This is a genomic window from Lawsonibacter sp. JLR.KK007 (genome assembly GCF_036941135.1).
Lineage (GTDB): Bacteria > Bacillota > Clostridia > Oscillospirales > Oscillospiraceae > Lawsonibacter.
This window is the reverse complement of sequence record NZ_JAYWSY010000002.1, coordinates 719,484-736,821: the sequence shown is the minus strand read 5'-3', so window position 1 is coordinate 736,821 and position 17,338 is coordinate 719,484. Positions and strand designations below refer to the sequence as shown.

16 protein-coding genes and 1 riboswitch are annotated in these 17,338 nt (G+C 62.7%); of the genes, 9 read left to right on the top strand and 7 right to left on the bottom strand.

The window, feature by feature from the left end:
- The first annotated feature begins 141 nt into the window (after nt 1–141).
- Nucleotides 142–387, top strand: a complete 246-nt coding sequence (locus VV088_RS13490; RefSeq protein WP_334601227.1) for a helix-turn-helix transcriptional regulator — start codon at nt 142–144, stop codon at nt 385–387.
- 113 nt (nt 388–500) lie between these two features.
- On the opposite strand, the gene VV088_RS13485 is transcribed toward VV088_RS13490, so the two are convergent.
- Nucleotides 501–671 carry a DUF362 domain-containing protein gene (locus VV088_RS13485; RefSeq protein ID WP_160637665.1) on the bottom strand — a complete coding sequence of 57 codons (171 nt, stop codon included), beginning with the start codon at nt 669–671 and terminating at the stop codon, nt 501–503.
- Between the two features lie 119 nt (nt 672–790).
- On the opposite strand from VV088_RS13485, the gene VV088_RS13480 reads away from it, so the two are divergent.
- Entirely contained in the window at nt 791–3,220 is a 2,430-nt protein-coding gene (locus VV088_RS13480; RefSeq protein WP_334601226.1) for an ATP-dependent Clp protease ATP-binding subunit, read from the top strand.
- 51 nt (nt 3,221–3,271) lie between these two features.
- On the opposite strand, the gene VV088_RS13475 is transcribed toward VV088_RS13480, so the two are convergent.
- On the bottom strand, nt 3,272–3,649 hold the full coding sequence (locus VV088_RS13475; protein ID WP_334601225.1) for a carboxymuconolactone decarboxylase family protein: 378 nt from the start codon (nt 3,647–3,649) through the stop codon (nt 3,272–3,274).
- 84 nt (nt 3,650–3,733) lie between these two features.
- Between VV088_RS13475 and VV088_RS13470 the strand changes: the two genes are divergently transcribed.
- The gene (locus VV088_RS13470; protein WP_334601224.1) at nt 3,734–4,096 is read left to right on the top strand and encodes a MerR family transcriptional regulator; all 363 of its coding nucleotides are present in this window, start codon (nt 3,734–3,736) and stop codon (nt 4,094–4,096) included.
- Between the two features lie 86 nt (nt 4,097–4,182).
- On the opposite strand, the gene VV088_RS13465 is transcribed toward VV088_RS13470, so the two are convergent.
- The 4 genes from VV088_RS13465 to VV088_RS13450 all read right to left on the bottom strand — a co-directional run bounded on the left by VV088_RS13465 (nt 4,183) and on the right by VV088_RS13450 (nt 10,980).
- Nucleotides 4,183–5,517 (bottom strand): 2-hydroxyglutaryl-CoA dehydratase, encoded by a 1,335-nt coding sequence (locus VV088_RS13465; protein ID WP_334601223.1) that lies wholly within the window; start codon nt 5,515–5,517, stop codon nt 4,183–4,185.
- A gap of 1 nt (nt 5,518) precedes the next feature.
- Nucleotides 5,519–8,455, bottom strand: a complete 2,937-nt coding sequence (locus VV088_RS13460) for an acyl-CoA dehydratase activase (RefSeq protein ID WP_334601222.1) — start codon at nt 8,453–8,455, stop codon at nt 5,519–5,521.
- 93 nt (nt 8,456–8,548) lie between these two features.
- Nucleotides 8,549–10,603 carry a M56 family metallopeptidase gene (locus VV088_RS13455; protein WP_334601221.1) on the bottom strand — a complete coding sequence of 685 codons (2,055 nt, stop codon included), beginning with the start codon at nt 10,601–10,603 and terminating at the stop codon, nt 8,549–8,551.
- Nucleotides 10,600–10,980 (bottom strand): BlaI/MecI/CopY family transcriptional regulator, encoded by a 381-nt coding sequence (locus tag VV088_RS13450; protein WP_334601220.1) that lies wholly within the window; start codon nt 10,978–10,980, stop codon nt 10,600–10,602. The genes VV088_RS13455 and VV088_RS13450 overlap by 4 nt, the downstream gene beginning before the upstream one ends.
- 141 nt (nt 10,981–11,121) lie before the next feature.
- Nucleotides 11,122–11,238, top strand: a riboswitch (FMN riboswitch).
- A 146-nt stretch (nt 11,239–11,384) separates the two neighbouring features.
- On the opposite strand from VV088_RS13450, the gene VV088_RS13445 reads away from it, so the two are divergent.
- The 6 genes from VV088_RS13445 (at nt 11,385) to VV088_RS13420 (ending at nt 15,879) form a co-directional block, all read left to right on the top strand.
- Nucleotides 11,385–11,921 (top strand): ECF transporter S component, encoded by a 537-nt coding sequence (locus VV088_RS13445; protein WP_334601219.1) that lies wholly within the window; start codon nt 11,385–11,387, stop codon nt 11,919–11,921.
- A gap of 85 nt (nt 11,922–12,006) precedes the next feature.
- Complete coding sequence (locus VV088_RS13440; RefSeq protein ID WP_334601218.1) at nt 12,007–12,627, top strand: flavin reductase; 621 nt, start codon at nt 12,007–12,009, stop codon at nt 12,625–12,627.
- 223 nt (nt 12,628–12,850) lie between these two features.
- Nucleotides 12,851–13,411: an RNA polymerase sigma factor gene (locus tag VV088_RS13435; RefSeq protein ID WP_334601217.1), complete on the top strand. Its 561-nt coding sequence runs from the start codon at nt 12,851–12,853 to the stop codon at nt 13,409–13,411.
- Complete coding sequence (locus VV088_RS13430) at nt 13,408–14,094, top strand: hypothetical protein (RefSeq protein ID WP_334601216.1); 687 nt, start codon at nt 13,408–13,410, stop codon at nt 14,092–14,094. The genes VV088_RS13435 and VV088_RS13430 overlap by 4 nt, the downstream gene beginning before the upstream one ends.
- 109 nt (nt 14,095–14,203) lie before the next feature.
- Nucleotides 14,204–14,686 (top strand): RNA polymerase sigma factor, encoded by a 483-nt coding sequence (locus tag VV088_RS13425; RefSeq protein WP_334601215.1) that lies wholly within the window; start codon nt 14,204–14,206, stop codon nt 14,684–14,686.
- Entirely contained in the window at nt 14,683–15,879 is a 1,197-nt protein-coding gene (locus VV088_RS13420) for a DUF4179 domain-containing protein (protein ID WP_334601214.1), read from the top strand. Before VV088_RS13425 ends, VV088_RS13420 begins: the two co-directional genes overlap by 4 nt.
- A gap of 48 nt (nt 15,880–15,927) precedes the next feature.
- On the opposite strand, the gene VV088_RS13415 is transcribed toward VV088_RS13420, so the two are convergent.
- On the bottom strand, nt 15,928–17,184 hold the full coding sequence (locus VV088_RS13415) for an HlyC/CorC family transporter (RefSeq protein ID WP_334601213.1): 1,257 nt from the start codon (nt 17,182–17,184) through the stop codon (nt 15,928–15,930).
- Between the last annotated feature and the right edge of the window lie 154 nt (nt 17,185–17,338).

Genomic DNA, 17,338 nt, shown 5'->3' with positions numbered 1-17,338 from the left:
TCTTCCAAATAGAAACCTCCCTTTGAGCAGTTTTTCGTATTTCATTATATATTGTCGTGTTAAATACGTCAATGACGTTTTTAGAATTATTTCGAACATGTCAAAGATTGGGTAAGATAAACTCAAAAGGTGGTGGTATATATGGAGCGGCATTTTGACAATACCGAGCGGATGGAACATTTGGCATATGCTGTGAAATATTACCGCAAGAAGAAGGGTTATACACAGGAAACGCTGGCGGAAGAGCTAGGTGTCAGCCGGCAGCACATAGCGGCAGTAGAGGCTCCCGACATGAAGCGCGGTCCATCTCTGGATCTGGTTTTCAATATCGCTGCAGTGCTGGAAATCGAACCCTATCTTTTGTTGAAATTCCGCTTGGAACCATGAAGAAATAAACCCACCTGCGGACAGAGTGTGCAAAAGGGCCTCCGTTTGAAGGGGACGGAGATTCAAGCATAAAAAAACAGCGCCGGGAAGACCCGGCGCTGTTTTTTTGGTTGTTAGCCCTGAGCAATCGCACCCATGGGGCAGGTACCAGCGCAGGAGCCGCAATCGATGCAGGCGCCAGCGTCGATGACGTACTGAGAGTCGCCCTGGGAGATCGCGCCCACGGGGCAGCCGTCAGCGCAGGAACCGCAGCTGATGCAAGCGTCACTGATAACATAGGCCATGATATGTACACCTCCATTAAAATGGTATCCCTATTCTATCACAATTTCTGAAAAAAGCAATGCTAAATTTTTGAAAATCCGGGCATGATGGAAGAAGACTTCTTTCTGAGGTGATTTACATGGCAGACAGCCAATTCACATCCACTGCGCTGGGGGCCATCCGGCTGGCCCAGCAGAACGCCGCCCGCCTGGGCCACAGCTATGTGGGCAGCGAGCATCTGCTCCTGGGGCTGGCGGGGCAGGAGTTCAGTCCCGCCGCTATGGCCCTGCGCCGGGCGGGGGCGGACAGCCAGGCCCTGCGCTCCGCCATCGCCCAGCGGGTGGGGACGGGTGTGCCCGCACAGTCCAGCTTTCAGGGGCTGACGCCCAACTGCTGCCTGGCCATCCAGGGGGCGGTGGAGGAGAGCCGCCGCCTGGGGCAGAACGCGGTGAACTCGGAGCATCTGCTGCTGGGGCTGCTGCGGGGCAAGGGCAGCGGGGCCTCCCGGCTGCTGGCCCACTGCGGGGTGGACGGAGAGGGGCTGTACCGGTCCGTCTCCGCCTCCCTGGGGGGCGAGGAGGCCCCCGCTCCCAAGCCCCGAGCCAGGGAGCCGGAGCCCCGTCCCAACGGGGAGACCCGCCAGCTGGACCAGTGTGCCCGGGACCTGACCCGCATGGCGGCAGAGGGCCGCCTGGACCCTGTGATCGGCCGGAAGCAGGAGCTGGACCGTCTGATCCAGATTCTATCCCGCCGAACCAAGAACAACCCCGCCCTCATTGGGGAGCCGGGGGTAGGCAAGACCGCCGTGGTAGAGGGGCTGGCCGCCGCCATCGCCGACGGCACCGCCCCCCAGCATCTGGTGGGCAAGCGGGTGTATGCCCTGGACCTGTCCGCCATGGTGGCGGGCACCAAGTACCGGGGGGAGTTTGAGGAGAAGCTGAAGCATATCATCCAGGAGGTCCGCCGGGCGGGGAACATCATCCTGTTCATCGACGAGCTCCACACCATCGTGGGGGCGGGCAGCGCCGAGGGGGCCATCGACGCCGCCAACATCCTCAAGCCCGCCCTGTCCCGGGGGGAGCTGCAGGTCATCGGAGCCACCACCATCGACGAGTACCGGAAATATATCGAAAAGGACGCCGCCCTGGAGCGCCGCTTCCAGCCCATCACGGTGAAGGAGCCCACCCGGGCGGAGACCATCGCCATTCTCCAGGGCCTCCGGGGGCGGTATGAGGCCCACCACCACCTGATCATCTCGGACAGCGCCCTGGAGGCGGCGGTGGACCTGTCCTGCCGCTACCTGCCCCAGCGGTTCCTGCCGGACAAGGCCATCGACCTGGTGGACGAGGCGGCGGCCCAGGCCCGGCTGTCGGGCAAGGCTCTGCCTCCGGAGCTCCAGCGGCTGGAGGGCCGGGTGTCCCAGGCCAGCCGCCAGCTGAGCGACGCGGTCCGCCGCCAGGACTTTGAGCAGGCGGCCATCCTCCGCAACGTGGAGCGGGACTTCCGCCGGGAGCTGGAGGAGGAGCGGCAGAAGTGGCAGTCGGGCCAGGGGCAGTTCGCCGTGGAGTCCTGCCATATCCAGGCGGTGCTGTCGCTGTGGACCGGGGTGCCCATCAGCGACCCGGACGAGGCGGATAAAAAGGCCCTCGCCGGTCTGGATCAGGCGCTGCGCCGCCACATCCTGGGCCAGGACAAGGCGGTGGAGACGGTGGTAAAGGCCATCCGCCGGGGCCGCCTGGGGCTGAAGGACCCCCGCCGGCCGGTGGGCTGCTTCCTGCTGCTGGGCCCCAGCGGGGTGGGCAAGACCCAGCTGTGCCGCTCTCTGGCCGCCGCCCTCTTCGGCAGCGAGGAGGCGCTCCTCCGCTTCGACATGTCCGAGTATATGGAGAGCCACACCGTCTCCCGGCTCATCGGCTCCCCGCCCGGCTACGTGGGCCACGAGGAGGGGGGACAGCTCACCGAGCGGGTCCGCCGCCACCCCTGGTCGGTGGTCCTGCTGGACGAGCTGGAGAAGGCCCACCACGACATCTGGTCCCTCCTCCTCCAGGTGATGGAGGAGGGCGTCCTCACCGACGCCCAGGGCCGGAAGACCGATTTTCGCAACACGGTGCTGGTGATGACCTCCAACCTGGGGGCGCAGCGGTTTGCCAAGGGGAAGCGGCTGGGCTTCGCCGCCGGAGGGGAGGCGGAGCGGGAGGAGCTGGAGCGGGCGGTGCTGTCCGACGCGGGGCAGACCTTCGCCCCCGAGTTCCTCAACCGCCTGGACGCCACCCTGGTTTTCCACCCCCTGGACGAGGGGACCCTCCACGCCATCACCCGCCAGCTGCTGTCCGAGACCCGGAAGCGGCTGGACAAGCTGGGCATCGCCATGGCGGTGGAGGAGGAGGCCGTCTCCCTCCTGGCGGGCAAGGGCAGCAGCCGGGAATACGGCGCGCGCCCCCTCCGCCGGGCCATTGCCAATCTGGTGGAGGACCCCGCCGCCGACCTGATGCTGACCGGCCAGCTGAAAAAGGGGGATACCCTGTGCGTCTCCGCCCAGGGGGACGAGGTGAAGGTGCGGCTGGTGTAACAAGGAGGCCCCGGAGCGGTTCACGTTCCGGGGCCTTGCGTATTGTGCCGGTCAGAGCCCCCGCGCGGCGAAGACCTCCTTTGCCGCAGAAACCGCGTTGAGCACCCGCGGGAACCCCACATAGGGGACGCAGTGAATCAGCGCCTCCACAATCTTCTGCGGAGGGATTCCGGTGTTCAGAGCGCCGTTGAGATGCACGGTAAGCTGAGGTCCGCACCCGCCTGCCGTCAGAAGGCTGGCGACGGTAATCAGCTCCCGTTCCTGCAAGGACAGCCCCTCCCGTGTGTAGATGTCACCGAAAGCGAATTCCACGATGTAGCGGCCAAGATCCGGTGCGATTTCTGCCAGAGAATCAATTACCGCCTCGCCGCCCGCATCGTCCACCTGCTTCAGCAACTCCCAGCCCCGCTGGAACCGTGTCTGTTCCATTTGATTTCACCTCCTCTCAGCGTTATAATGGGAGCGTACAACCTGGACTATAGTCCAAGTCAAGAACTTTTTTGGAGGTGAACCATGACCATTGGAGCAATGACTCAGCGGACAGGGCTGACGGAGAGCAAGCTGCGGTACTATGAGAAAAAGGGACTGCTTCAGGTGGCCCGGGACGGAGGCGGCCGCCGGGACTACGACGAGGGGGATGTGGAGTGGGTCGCCTTTATCTGCCGGCTCAAGGAGACCGGGATGCTTCTGCGGGACATCCGGCGCTACGCAGAATTGCGTGCTCGGGGGCGTTCCACCATGGCGGAGCGGCTGGCGATGCTGGAGGTCCACCGGGCGTATGTACAGGAGCAGCAGGAGAAATGGATGGAGCATCTGAACAGGCTGGAGGACAAGATTGCCTTCTACCGGGCTGAGACAGCCCGCCTGGAGACATAAGAAGGAGTTCCCTGCGCGTCTCCAAAGGGGAAATTGGCCGAAAAAATCAGGCGGCTGTCGCGATTTGGACAGCCGCCTGGTTTGTGTTAAACATGCGCGTGGGCCAGCTGGGGCGTCCGCTCCGGCTGGGACTCCGGACGGGAACGGGCGGGCTGGGACTGGGTGAGTCCTCTGGCGTTGGCCAGCATCAGCTTGATGCGGTTTTCCTGGTTAATGCGGGTGGCGCCAGGGTCGTAGTCGATGGCCACAATGTTGCTGTAGGGATAGTCGTCCTTCAGCTTGCGGATCATGCCCTTGCCCACGATGTGGTTGGGCAGGCAGCCGAAGGGCTGGGTACAGACAATGCTGTTGGTGCCCGAGTGGATCAGCTCCAGCATCTCGGCGGTGAGCAGCCAGCCCTCGCCCATCTTGTTGCCGTCCCCCAGGTAGCCCTGGACCAGGCTGTGCAGCTCCTGGAAGGTTCCGGGAGCCCGGAAGCGGCCCGACTGCTCTAGGGCGGCGATCATATCCCGCTGGCAGGCTTCGATGTACTTCATGAACAGGGAACAGCCGAACTTCTTGATCCACTTGCCGCCGTACAGGTCCACATCGGCCACCCGGTTGTAGATCTTGAAGATGATGAAGTCGGTCAGACCGGGCACCACCGGCTCCACCCCCTCGGCCAGAAGGAATTGTTCCAGGTTGTTGTTGCCCAGAGGGGCGAATTTCACATAGATCTCGCCCACTACGCCCACGCGGATCTTGGGTTCTCCCGCCACGGGGATGGCGGAAAAGTCGGAACAAATCGCGTCAAAGTTGGCCCGCATCTGCTTGCGGCTCATGCCCTTTCCGGCCTGGAAGCCGTCCACCAGCTTCTGGGACCAGCGGTCAATCATAGCGTCGGCATCGCCGGCGGTGACCTCGTAGGGGCGGACCTGGTTGGCCACGTTGACGATGATATCCCCATACATCATGGCGTACACCGCCTTGCGGACAAAGGGCAGGGTGAGGGAGAAGCCGGGGTTTTTCTCCAGCCCGGACAGGTTTACCGACACCACGGGGATGTAGGTCATGTCCGCCTTCTCCAGGGCCTTGCGCAGCAGATGGATGTAGTTGGAGGCCCGGCAGCCGCCGCCGGTCTGGGTGATGAGCAGGCCCACCTTGTGGGGGTCGTAGCCGCCGTGCTTCACCGCGTCGATGAGCTGGCCGATGACCAGCAGGGCGGGGTAGCAGGTGTCGTTGTGGACGTACTTCAGGCCCTCGTCCACGATGCCCCGGTGGTTGGTGGTGAGCATATCCACCTTGTAGCCCTCGCACTCCAGCAGCTTTTTCATCATGCCGAAGTGGACGGGCAGCATCTGAGGCATGAGGAGGGTGTACTCCTCCTTCATCTCCTTGGTGAAGAGAAGACGTCCAGTGTCGTCATAAACTAACTTAGCCATATCAATGCTCCTTTCTGGCCTCAATGGCCGCCATCAGGGAACGAATCCGAATTTTCACTGCCCCCAAATTGCTGATATCGTCAATCTTCAGCTGGGTGTACAGCTTGCCGCCCCCCTCCAGGATGGAGCGCATCTCGTCGCCGGTAATGGCGTCGATGCCGCAGCCGAAGCTGACCAGCTGGATCAGCTCCATGTCGGGCTGGGTGCAGACGTACCGGGCGGCGTTATACATCCGGGCGTGGTAGGTCCACTGGTTCAGCACATGCCGGGGGGCCTTGTCCTCCAGGTAGGCCACCGCGTCCTCGGTGACCAGGACGAAGCCGTAGGAGGTAATCAGATCGTTGATGCCGTGGTTGATCTCCGGGTCCATGTGGTAGGGGCGGCCCGCCACCACCAGAATGGGCCGGCCCTCCGCCCGGGCGTTGTCGATGTAGGTGCGGGCGATGTTCCGCAGGTCGTTTTTGTAGGCGTTGTAGGCGATGTAGGCGGACTTTACCGCCGCCGCCGTCTCCCGCTTAGGGATCTGGAACTCATTGAAAAACCACTCCCCCGCCTTGCGCTCCATGTCCTTGGGGCGGTGGAGGCCGAAGTAGGGGTACAGATAGCGCACCTGCTTCAGCTCCGGGACGTTGGCCGCCAGCAGCTCGGGGTAGTAGGCCACCACGGGGCAGTTGTAGTTGTTGTCCCCCGCCCCCTCGTCAAAGTTATAGGGCATGCAGGGGTAGAAGATGGCGTCCACCTCCTCCTCCACCAGGGCCTCTGCGTGGCCGTGGAGGAGCTTGGCGGGGTAGCACACCGTGTCCGAGGGGATGGTGCGCTGGCCCTTCAGATAGACCTTCCGGGAGGATTCCGGGGAGAGGACCACCTCAAAGTTCAGCTTGGTGAACAGTTCAAACCAGAAGGGCAGGTTTTCGTACATATTCAGTCCGAAGGGGATGCCGATTTTGCCCCGGGAGCCGTCCCCCTGGCCCCGGCCCTGGAGGGTTCGAAGCACCTGGTATTTGTACCGCATCAGGTCGGGCAGGCGGTGGGGCTCCTCGCCTAACGGACGGGAGCACCGGTTGCCCGAGACGAACCGCCGCCCGCCGTCGAAGGAGTTCACCGTCAGGGAACAGTGGTTGGTACACAGGCCGCAGGTGGCGGGCTTGGCGGTGTGGGCGAAGTTGTCCAGCGCCTCCCGGGAGAGGAGGGCGGATTTCTCCAGATGGAGGTCCCGGGCGGCCAGGGCGGCTCCGAAGGCACCCATACTGCCCGAAATGTCGGGACGGGTGACCTCCCGGCCAATCTCCTGCTCAAAGGCCCGGAGGACCGCGTCGTTGTAGAAGGTGCCCCCCTGGACCACGATGTGTTTCCCTAAATCGTCAGCGGAAGCGGCCCGGATCACCTTATAAATGGCGTTCTTCACAATGGAGATGGACAGTCCGGCGGAGATGTCCTCCACGCTGGCCCCGTCCTTCTGGGCCTGCTTGACGGAGGAGTTCATGAACACGGTACACCGGGAGCCCAGGTTCACCGGCTTCTGGGTGAACAGACCCAGCTTGGCGAAATCCTCAATCTCATACCCCAGGGCCTTGGCGAAGGTCTCAATAAAGGAGCCGCAGCCCGAGGAGCAGGCCTCGTTGAGCATGATGGAGTCCACCGCCCCATTGCGTATCTTGAAGCACTTCATGTCCTGCCCGCCGATGTCGATGATGAAGTCCACGTCGGGATCGAAGAAGGCGGCGGCCTTGTAGTGGGCCATGGTCTCCACCAGCCCCAGGTCGCAGTTGAAGGCGTTTTTGATCAGGTCCTCCCCGTAGCCGGTGACGGCGGCCCCCTTGATGACAATGCGGTTTTCGCACTGCCTGTAAATCTCCTTCAGCTGTTCCAGCACGATGGCCACCGGGTTGCCCTGGTTGGAGTGGTAATACTGATACAGCAGATCGCCGCCGGCCGTGATGAGCACGATTTTGGTGGTGGTGGACCCGGCGTCGATGCCCAGATAGGCGTCCCCGTTGTACCCGTTGATGGGAAGGATGTCCGGGCCGCCGGCACTGTTGTGCCGCTCCAGAAAGGCCGCATACTCCTCCCGGCTGGCAAACAGGGGGGGCATGGTGTCCACCACCGTGGCGGTGTTGGCGCTGTCTTCCAGCTTTTTCATCACCGTTTCGAAGGGGGCGGGGGCGTAGTCGGTGGCGCACAGGGCGGCCCCCATGGCGGCAAAGCAGTCCCCGTCCTCCGGGAACACAGCGTGGTCTCCGTCCAGCTTCAGCGTCTCCACAAACCGCTGCCGCAGGCCCATGAGGAAGTGGAGCGGTCCGCCCAAAAAGACGATTTTCCCCTTCAGCTCCCGGCCCTGGGTCAGGCCGGCCACCGTCTGGTCCACCACCGCCTGGAAGATGGAGGCGGCCACGTCCTCCTTCCGCCCGCCCTGGTTCAGGATGGGCTGGATGTCGCTCTTGGCGAACACCCCGCAGCGGGAGGCGATGGGGTAAATCTTCTCATGCTTCAGGGACAGCTCGTCCAGCTCGCTGACGGTGACGTTCATCAGGGTAGCCATCTGGTCAATGAAGGCCCCGGTACCCCCGGCGCAGGAGCCGTTCATCCGCTCCTCCAGAGCGCCGCCGAAGAAGATGATCTTGGCGTCCTCGCCCCCCAGCTCGATGACGGCGTCAGTGTCGGGGATGTATGTATTCACGGCGGCGGCGGTGGCGTAGACCTCCTGGACAAAGTCGATGCCCGCGGCGGTGGCCACGCCCAGGCCGGCGGAGCCGGTGATGGTGACCTTAATGTCCTGTCCGGAGAGCATATCCCGGATGGAATTCAATGTCTCCAGCGCCCGCTCCCGGGTCTTGGAGAAGTGCCGCTCGTAGGAGCGGAAGAGCAGCTTGTTTTGTTCGTCCAGCACCACGACCTTCACGGTGGTGGAGCCGATATCAATGCCGACGCGCAGACTCATAGGGTATAACCGCCTTTCAGGAGTAGGAAGCCTATTTTTCAATGGTATATGATACCGGCTTTTTGGTTGAAAAACAACGAAATTAACGGCTTTTTAACGGGGCAAAAGGGAAGAAAAGCGGGAAGTTAACGGCCTTTCCGTGAGCAAAAGCAACAAAACCCCCGGCGGATTCAATCCGCCGGGGGTTTTGTTGCTTTTGCTGCCGGTGACCGGGTGAACCCGTTCCGGTTCCTCGTTCTGGGCCAGCTCCGCATCTCGGGCCGCGTGCTGCCGCTCATCGACCGAGGGGGCGTTTTCAAAGATTTCCACCGCCTGCTCCCAGTGTTCAGTGGAGATGGTGCCGATATAGTACCCGCCCTCCTTCATGTCTCCAGAGCAGACGTAATAGAACCCCTCGTCTGTGGCCAGGATATAGTAAACGCTGGCGGCGTCCGCCCCTGTCCAGTCCGGGTCCGGCGGGGTGGAGGAAAAGGCGATGATATGGGTCCAGTCCCCGTCCCACTCCAGCGGGCCGTCACGGGGGATGGGGGAGAGAATCAGCAGATTCCTGATCTGCTCCAGCTCTTCCGGGTCGGTGAGCACTCGTCCGTCGTGGAGCATGGGCATGTTCAGCCAGATCCCCTGGGCCATTCCCAGGCGGGCGTGGTACTGGTTGTAGTCAAAGGTGGCCGGGGTCAGGTCCTCCCGCTCCCGGTAGCGCTGCTGCCGGGCCAGGCTCTCCAGGCCCCCCGGGGCGGAGACGTCCAGTGTCCCTGCCACACGGTAGGACTCCGCGCCCATTTCAGCGGGTGTGACCAGCAAGCACCAGTCCCGGTTGACGGCGCGGACGGTGTACAGCAGATAGGTGTGTCCGCTTGTTCTGTCGTCCGGGCTCTCCAGCAGGGTGACGCGGGGAGAGAGAAACGGGGCGTCGGACAGATCCAGATCCAGCTCCTCAGGGGTATTCAGCAGGTCGGCGGCTGAGTCCAAAATCTCCAGGGCCTGCTCCAGCAGGTCGGGGTCGGTGATGGGGGCGGGGTAGATCTGGCTGGAGATGAGGGATGGGGAGAACTGAACCGCCTGGGTATGGCTTACCTGATACCGGTACGGACCGTATAAGTTCCGAACCGGCTCCTCCCGCTCCGCAAAGACGAACACAGCAGACAGAGCGACGACAGCAATCACGGCGAACAGGGCGGTCTTCACTGTCTCCGGCTTCTTCACCAGGGCGGCCACCCGCTGCTGGATGGACTTCTTCCCGCCCGTCATGGCGGTGGAGCAGGACAGCAGGTCACGGGGCCGCGGGGACCGTGCCGCCACCATATCCACCAGGGTACGGCCATAGGGGATACGCTCCCCCTCCCCCAGCCGGGCCACCGCTCCCTCGTCGCAGGCCAGCTCGCCGTCCTGCTTGGACAGCGCCACCGCCAGCCACACCAGGGGGTTGTACCAGTGGAGGGCCAGAGCCAAGCACCGCAGCAGGGACCAGAGGTGGTCCTTGTGTGCATAGTGGGTCAGCTCGTGGGCCAGGATGTGGCGCAGGGCGGTCTCATCCTCCGCCGCCCCGGGGGTCACATAGACAGCGGGCCGGAGCACCCCGGCCAGGCAGGGGGAGGGCAGGCCCACCGCCGTATAGACGGGGATGGGGGCGTCCAAACCCTCCAACCGCTCCCGCCGCTTTCTCAGCCTCAGGGAAAAACCCAGGTTAGAAAGCAGAATAGCCGCTCCCGTCAGCCCCGCCCCCGCCAGCCACAGGGCAAGAACAATCTGTTCCGGGGACAGGATATAGCGGTACCAGGTAATTGTCTCCCCATCTCGCCGCAGACAGCCCGCTCCGTCTGAGTAGGATATGATATCCCCCGGCTCCAGTGTGGTTTCGATGTCAAGATTGAACTCGGCAACGGGCTTGCTCCCCTGGGAGAGCAGGGGGATGGAGGGCTCCTCCCACTGCCCCACCTCCAGGGCCAGATTGGAGGCCAGCACCGGCAGAGCGTCGGAAACCGGGGCGGGCAGCTCCACCTGGAAGGGCACCAGCAGCCGCAGGAGGACTACCCCCCACAGGGCGTAGCGGCACCGGGCGGACAGCCGGCCCTTGAGCAAACACCGCGCCGCCAGCACGATCAGAATCAGAACGCCGGAGGTGACCGCCCATTCTGTCAATAATTTCATCTCTGTCCCTCCTCTGCTTTGCGCAGAATTTCGTACAGCTCGTCGATCTCCGCCTTGGACAGGGCCTTGTTCTCCGCCAGAGCGGACATCATCAGCCCCACGCTGCCCCGGTAGACCTTGTCCAGGAAGGAACGGGTCTCCCCCTGGACGGCCTGTTCCCGCTGAAGGTTGGGGGAGTAGTGCTTGGCGCGGCCCTCCACGGTGCAGCGGACCAGACCCTTGTCCTCCATCCGCCGCAGGGTGGTGATGGTGGTGCTCTTGGCCCAGCCCAGCCGCTCGCCCAGCGCCCCCACCAGTTCCATCACCGTCTGGGGGGACCGCTCCCACAGGCAGTCCAAAACGTACCATTCGCTGTTGGTCAGGTTGATGCCGTCCATGAGGAAACCCTCCTTTGGTTTACATTGTAGACCAATCATAACACAGTTGGTCTACAATGTCAACCAAAATTTTGTGGAAGCCGGAGGGCGGTTGACAACCGCGTTCTTCTATGCTATACTAAAATAGACAACTGAATCATGAAATGTCTTCAGGGCAGGGTGCAATTCCCGATCGGCGGTACAGTCCGCGAGCGCGCAGGCGCTGATTTGGTGCAACTCCAAAACCGACAGTATAGTCTGGATTTGAAGAAGGTGTATGGAACCGGTCAGCGTAACAGCTGGCTTCCGCACTTTTTTCGCCCGTCCGGAACGCTGCTCTGTTGACCTTATACATACACCGAAATGATCGGCCTCTGAAGGGCATTCGTGCCTTCAGGGGTCCATTTTTTTCGGGAGGTTTTTCTATGAAACACAGTACAAAAAAGCTGACAGCCGCCGCGATGCTCTGCGCCCTGGCCTACGGGGCCGCCGCCGTGGGACGGGTCCCTCTGGTGCTTTTCCTGAAGTACGACCCCAAGGACATTGTGCTTGCGGTCAGCGGGCTGATCTTCGGGCCGTCCGCCGCCTGTGCCGCCGCCGTGACCGTCTCCTTCGCGGAGCTGCTGACGGTCAGCGAAAACGGCGTGCTGGGATTTTTGATGAATGTGATCTCCAGCTGCTCCTTCGCGTGTACCGCCGCTCTGATCTACCGGAGGAGACGGACCTTCGCGGGCGCGGCCGGCGGGCTCCTGTGCGGCTGGGGGTGCATGGTCGTGATGATGCTCCTCTGGAATTACCTGATCGCGCCGGTCTACATGGGCTGTTCCCGGCAGGCGGCGGCAGAGCTGCTGCTCCCGGTTTTTCTGCCCTTCAACCTGCTCAAGGGGGGCCTGAACACGGCGGGCGCCCTGCTGCTGTACAAGCCGGTCGTCCCATACGGGGAGCGGATTGCCCGGGACTGATTCCTGTTTTATTTCTGGACTTTTCGGACAGACTATGGTAAACTGGTCCCATAGCCATCAAACTACAAAATAAGGAGGAGCTTTTATGGACAACAAGGTTATGTATTCCCTGAGCTATGGTCTGTTTGTGCTGTCCGCCCGCCAAGGGGACAAGGACAACGGCTGCATCACCAACACCGCCATCCAGGTGACCACCGACCCCAACCGCATTGTCATCGCGGTGAACAAGAGCAACTACACCCACGACATGGTCAAGGAGACGGGCCGATTCACCGTCTCCATCCTGTCGGAGGAGGCCAAATTCGACCTGTTCCAGCGGTTCGGTTTCCAGTCGGGCCGGGATGTGGACAAATTCGCCGGCTTTGAGGACCACACCAGCAGGGACGCGGACGGCATCTGCTGCGTCACCCAGGGGACCAACGCCTGGCTGAGCTGCAAGGTTGTCTCCGCAACCGACCTGGGCACCCACACCCTGTTCCTGGCCGACGTACTGGACGGCGGGGTGATCTCCTCCGTCCCCAGCGCCACCTACGCCTACTACCAGGCCCACATCAAACCCAAGCCCGGGGCCTCCGCCGCCCCCAGCGAGAAGAAACGGTGGGTGTGCAAGGTGTGCGGCTATGTCTACGAGGGGGACGAGCTGCCTGCCGACTATATCTGCCCCCTGTGCAAGCACCCCGCCTCCGACTTTGAGCCGCTGGCATAAAATTTTTCAAAAACCCGCACCGGGGGCGAACCCTTCGGCGCGGGTTTTGCGTCTGTATAGGTAGACAACGGCCCCCTTCGCAAAAGGACCCTGGCGGAGCTGGGGAGGATTTCTCTGAATCGTACCAGATACATTGCGATCGGGGACAACCCTCCGTCATTGGCGTTGCGAATACCACCTCCCGCTGCGAAGGGAGGCTTAGAGCAAAAGGAGGCATATCAATATGGAGGATGGTAAGATCATCGATCTGTACTGGGCCCGGTCCCAGCAGGCCATCGCGGAGAGCGAGGCGAAATATGGTCCCTACTGCCACACCATTGCCCGGCGCATCCTGGACCGGGAGGAAGACGCAGAGGAGTGTGTCAACGACACCTGGCTCCGGGCCTGGAACGCCATGCCGCCTCAGCGGCCCGGGATCTTGTCCGCCTTCTTCGGCAAGCTGACCCGGAACCTGTCTCTGGACCGGCGGCGGCGGCTGAAGGCGGCCAAGCGGGGCGGCAGTCAGGTGGAGGTGGCCCTCCACGAGCTGGAGGACTGCCTGCCCGACCACCGCCGCCCCGACGAGAACCTGGAGGCCAGCGAGACGGCGGCCATCATCTCCGCCTTTCTCCGAACATACCCGGCAGAGGATCGGGCGCTGTTCGTCCGGCGGTATTTTTATCTGGAGCCGCTGAACGGTCTGGCGGACCGGTTCGGCCTGAGCGTGGGACAGACGAAATCCAGGCTCCACCGGATGCGGACCCGGTTGAAGCAGGAGCTGGAGCGGGAGGGGGTCGCGGTATGAAGGCAGAACATCTGTTAGACGCCATGGGCCTGCTGGACGACGATCTGATCCAGGAGGCGGAGGAGTACCGCCGTCCCCGGTCTGGACGCAATTACGGGGTCTGGCTGGGCTGGGCGGCCAGCTTTGCGGTGGTGCTGGTCCTGGGCTACGGAGTGAGCCATTTTGGCATGGGGGGCGGCAGCTCCACCGCCCCGGCCGGGAGCTGCGGAGGGTCCAGCCCCGCCTCCAGCGCGCCCAGCGGCCCCTCTGGGGACGAGACGGAGGACAGCTTGTTCCCCCCGGCGGAGTTCCCCTCCGGCGAATGGGCGCCGGAGTCCGGCGCGCCGGCGGACAGCAGCACCGGGGACCTGCCCCAGGGCAATTCGGAGGCTCCGGGGATAGGCTGCGAGTCCTTCGACGCGGCGGTGGAGTTCTTTGGCATGGAGCGCGGCCAGACCCCCGCGATCATGGTGGACGGCACGGTGTACTGGTACTGGTCGGAGACCGCTGTGGTCCGTCCGGATGGGCTGGAGGTTCGGGAGAGCACGTCCCGCACCCAGGGCATCCCGGAGGAGGACGGCCAGATTAACTTCCCCAAGGAGGGAGTCCGCTATGTGATACTGGAGGAAGGCCGGGTAGGGGTGAACTGGAACGGCAGCTATGAGTGGATGGTCTTTGTACCGGTCCCGCCTGAGGAGAACTGAGGGCAGCGGCTCCCGGCTGAAAAGCCGGGGGCCGTTTTTAAAAAAGTTTTGCCGGCCGGTCACAATTCCGGTCTCACAGTCGTGTTAAGGGTGAAAGGAGGTCGAGGGTATGACGGAATGGAACAGCGAGCGGCAGGCAGGACGCTTCGTGGAGGCCTACGCGGATGTGATCCTGCGGCTGTGCCTGACCTACTCTCTGACCAGGGAGGATGCCCAGGATATCTGCCAAAATATCTTCCTCACGCTGCTGGAGGACGGCCGGCAGTTTGCGGACGAAGAACATGAGAGGGCATTTGTCCTGCGCTGTACGATCAACGCCTGCAAGGACCTCCTGAAAAGCGCCGGGCGGCGGCGGAACGTGCCCATTGAAGAGGCCGAGCGGCTCCCCGCTCCGGAGCGGGAGGACAGCTCCCTGCCCGAGGCCATCCGCAGCCTGCCCAAGCACTACGGCACAGCACTTTACCTCTTTTACTACGAGGGCTGCAGCCTGGACGAGATCGCCCGGCTGTGCGGCTGTACGTCTGCGGCGGCCCGGAAACGCCTCAGCCGTGCCCGCAAGCTGCTGGCCAAAAGATTGGAGGTGGCCCGATGAACATCAAAGAGAGCTTTGAGCACGTGGGCTTTACCCCCGAGGAAAAAATGGACTTGACCGCCCGTCTGGAGCGGGCGGCGGAAGGGAAGGAAACCATGACAAACGCAACAAAACGGAAGCTGAAGAACATCAGCGGCGGCATGCTGTTCGGCGTGGCCGCGGCGGCGGTGATGACGGTGGGGACTCTGGCGGCGGTGCTGAACCCCGGTCTGCGCACCTGGTTCGATACGACCACCCCCGGCGCGCCCGAGGTGCTGGAGGACGGCATCTACCGCCTGGACCGCTCCCTGACCTACAACGGCTGGACCGTTACCCTGGACGAGTGCGTGGGGGACGACAGCAGCGTGTATATCTGGGTGGACGTCACCGCTCCGGAGGGGACAGTGCTGGCCCCCCGGGAGGATGGATATTTTCATATTGTGTATAACATTCCCGGCAAGGGCGGCGCCAATGTGACCCAGCTTCCGGATGAGGACTCCGGCGACAATAAAATGTCCTGCCTGATCCAGCATAACGTGCAGAATGAAGACGGAGGCCTGCGGGGAGAGGCGGTCACCATTCAGATCGACCCGATTATAGATTGCTGGTGGACCGGCCGCCTGACGGAACACGCTCAGCGGCACGAGGGAAGCGAGCTGACGGCGGCCATCCGCGACCATGTGTGGACCTTTGAGGACGTGAAGTTGGATTTCCCAGACCAGACCATCCATCTGGAGCCCAATGTGGAAGTCCCCTGGCTGGACGGGGCCGCCACCCTGACCCGGCTGGAGGTCTCTCCCCTCACTGTCCGGGTGGAGCTGGAGGGCGGCGCGTGCGCCGGCTACCTGGCCCACGCCAACAGCGACCCCTTCAGCTATGATGGGGTGGAGACAACCGTGATCGAGCAGGGCGGGTTGGTGATTGAAATGGGACCTGCCGATGAAGCCTCCAGCGTAAGCTGGTGGGAGAAGCTGTTTGAAATGGAGCAGGCCGTGACCGTGGAGGTGGTGCTTCAGGATGGCACAACATTAAAGCCCACGACAACGGTCCGCTCAGACGAGGGATACCGGGAGGACATTCCCTACCTGGCCTGGAGCCGCCGGTATGACGACACCCTGTCTGCCTCTGTCACCCGAGTGCTGGACCCCGCCCAGGTGGACCATGTGACGGTGTGCGGGGTGGCCATCCCCCTGGCCCCCTCCGCGTTGCCGTAAAATGAGCGTAAAAGAGCCTCCAGCCAATGATCCGGCTGGAGGCTCTGCTTATGGTTCCTCCGTATGCTCCAAAACCCGCACCTGGATTTCCAGCACCCGGCGCTGCTCCACCTGAGTGACAGTGACGTCCAGCCCCTCGGCCTGGAAGTGGTCCCCGGCCTCGGGCACCCGGCCCACCTGCTCCAGCACCCAGCCGGAGACGGTGGCGGCGTCGCAGGTTCCCTTCACCTGGAACAGGTCGTACATGTCGTCCAGGTCGGCGGAGCAGGCAATGAGATAGCTGCCGTCGTGCTGTTTTTGGAAGGTTTCGATCACCTCGTCGTGCTCATCCCAGATCTCGCCCACCAGCTCCTCCAGAATATCCTCCAGGGTGACGATGCCCTCCGTCCCGCCGTACTCGTCCACCACCACCGCCATGTGGACCTTGCTTTTCTGCAGGATGCGCAGCAGCTCAAAGGCTTTGGTGTTGCCGGTGGTGTAGAGCACCGGGGAGGTCAGGGAGGACAGGGCGGTCGCCCCCCGGTAGCGGGCGGCGTAGAAATCCTTTTCGTGGACAAAGCCCACAATGTTGTCGATGGTCTCGTGGTAGATGGGGATGCGGGAGTATCCTGTCTCCGCAAAGAGGGATGCCAGCTCCGCCATGGTGCTGTCCTCTCCGGCGGCGGTCAGGTCCACCCGGGGGGTGAGCAGGTCGGACACCTCCAGCTCGCTGAACTCGATGGCGTTGCGGATCAGATCGCTCTCGTGCTCGTCCAGGCCGCCCTCGGTCTCGGCCTGGTCCACCATGCCCACCAGCTCCTCCTCGGTGATGCCGTCCTCCCCCTTGGCCCGAAAGACCTTGCTCATCAGCCGTTTCCACTGGGTGAACAGGAAGTTCAGCGGGGTGAGCACCACCATGAACAGCCGGAGCAGAGGCTGGGCGAACATGGCGAAATCCTCCGGCCGCTCCTTGGACAGGCTCTTGGGGGTGATCTCGCCAAAGACCAGGATGATGATGGTGAGGGCCACGGTGGCCACAGTGGGGCCGTACTGATGGAACCACCTGGTGCACAGCACGGTGGACACGGTGGTGGCGGTGATGTTGACGATGTTGTTGCCGATGAGGATGGTGGACAGCAGCTTGTCATACTCCTCCGCCAGGGCCAGGGTCTTGGCGGCCCGGCGGCTGCCGCCGTCCGCCCGGGTTTTCAGGCGGATGCGGTTCAGGGAGGTGAAGGCGGTCTCGGTGGCGGAAAAATAGGCCGACAGGACCACCAGGATCAGCAGGGTAATCAGCATCGCAATACTGGCACTGTCTATGTCCATAGGGAAAGAATCACTCCAATTTCATGTTTGCCCCGCCCGAGGACGGGGTATAGTTAAGTAGGGAGTATACCACACCTGTTTTTGGAATGCAAACCTATTTTGCCCGGAGCCGGAAAGCTTCACGGTTTTTTAACAAAAAAGCGGAGAAAGGACT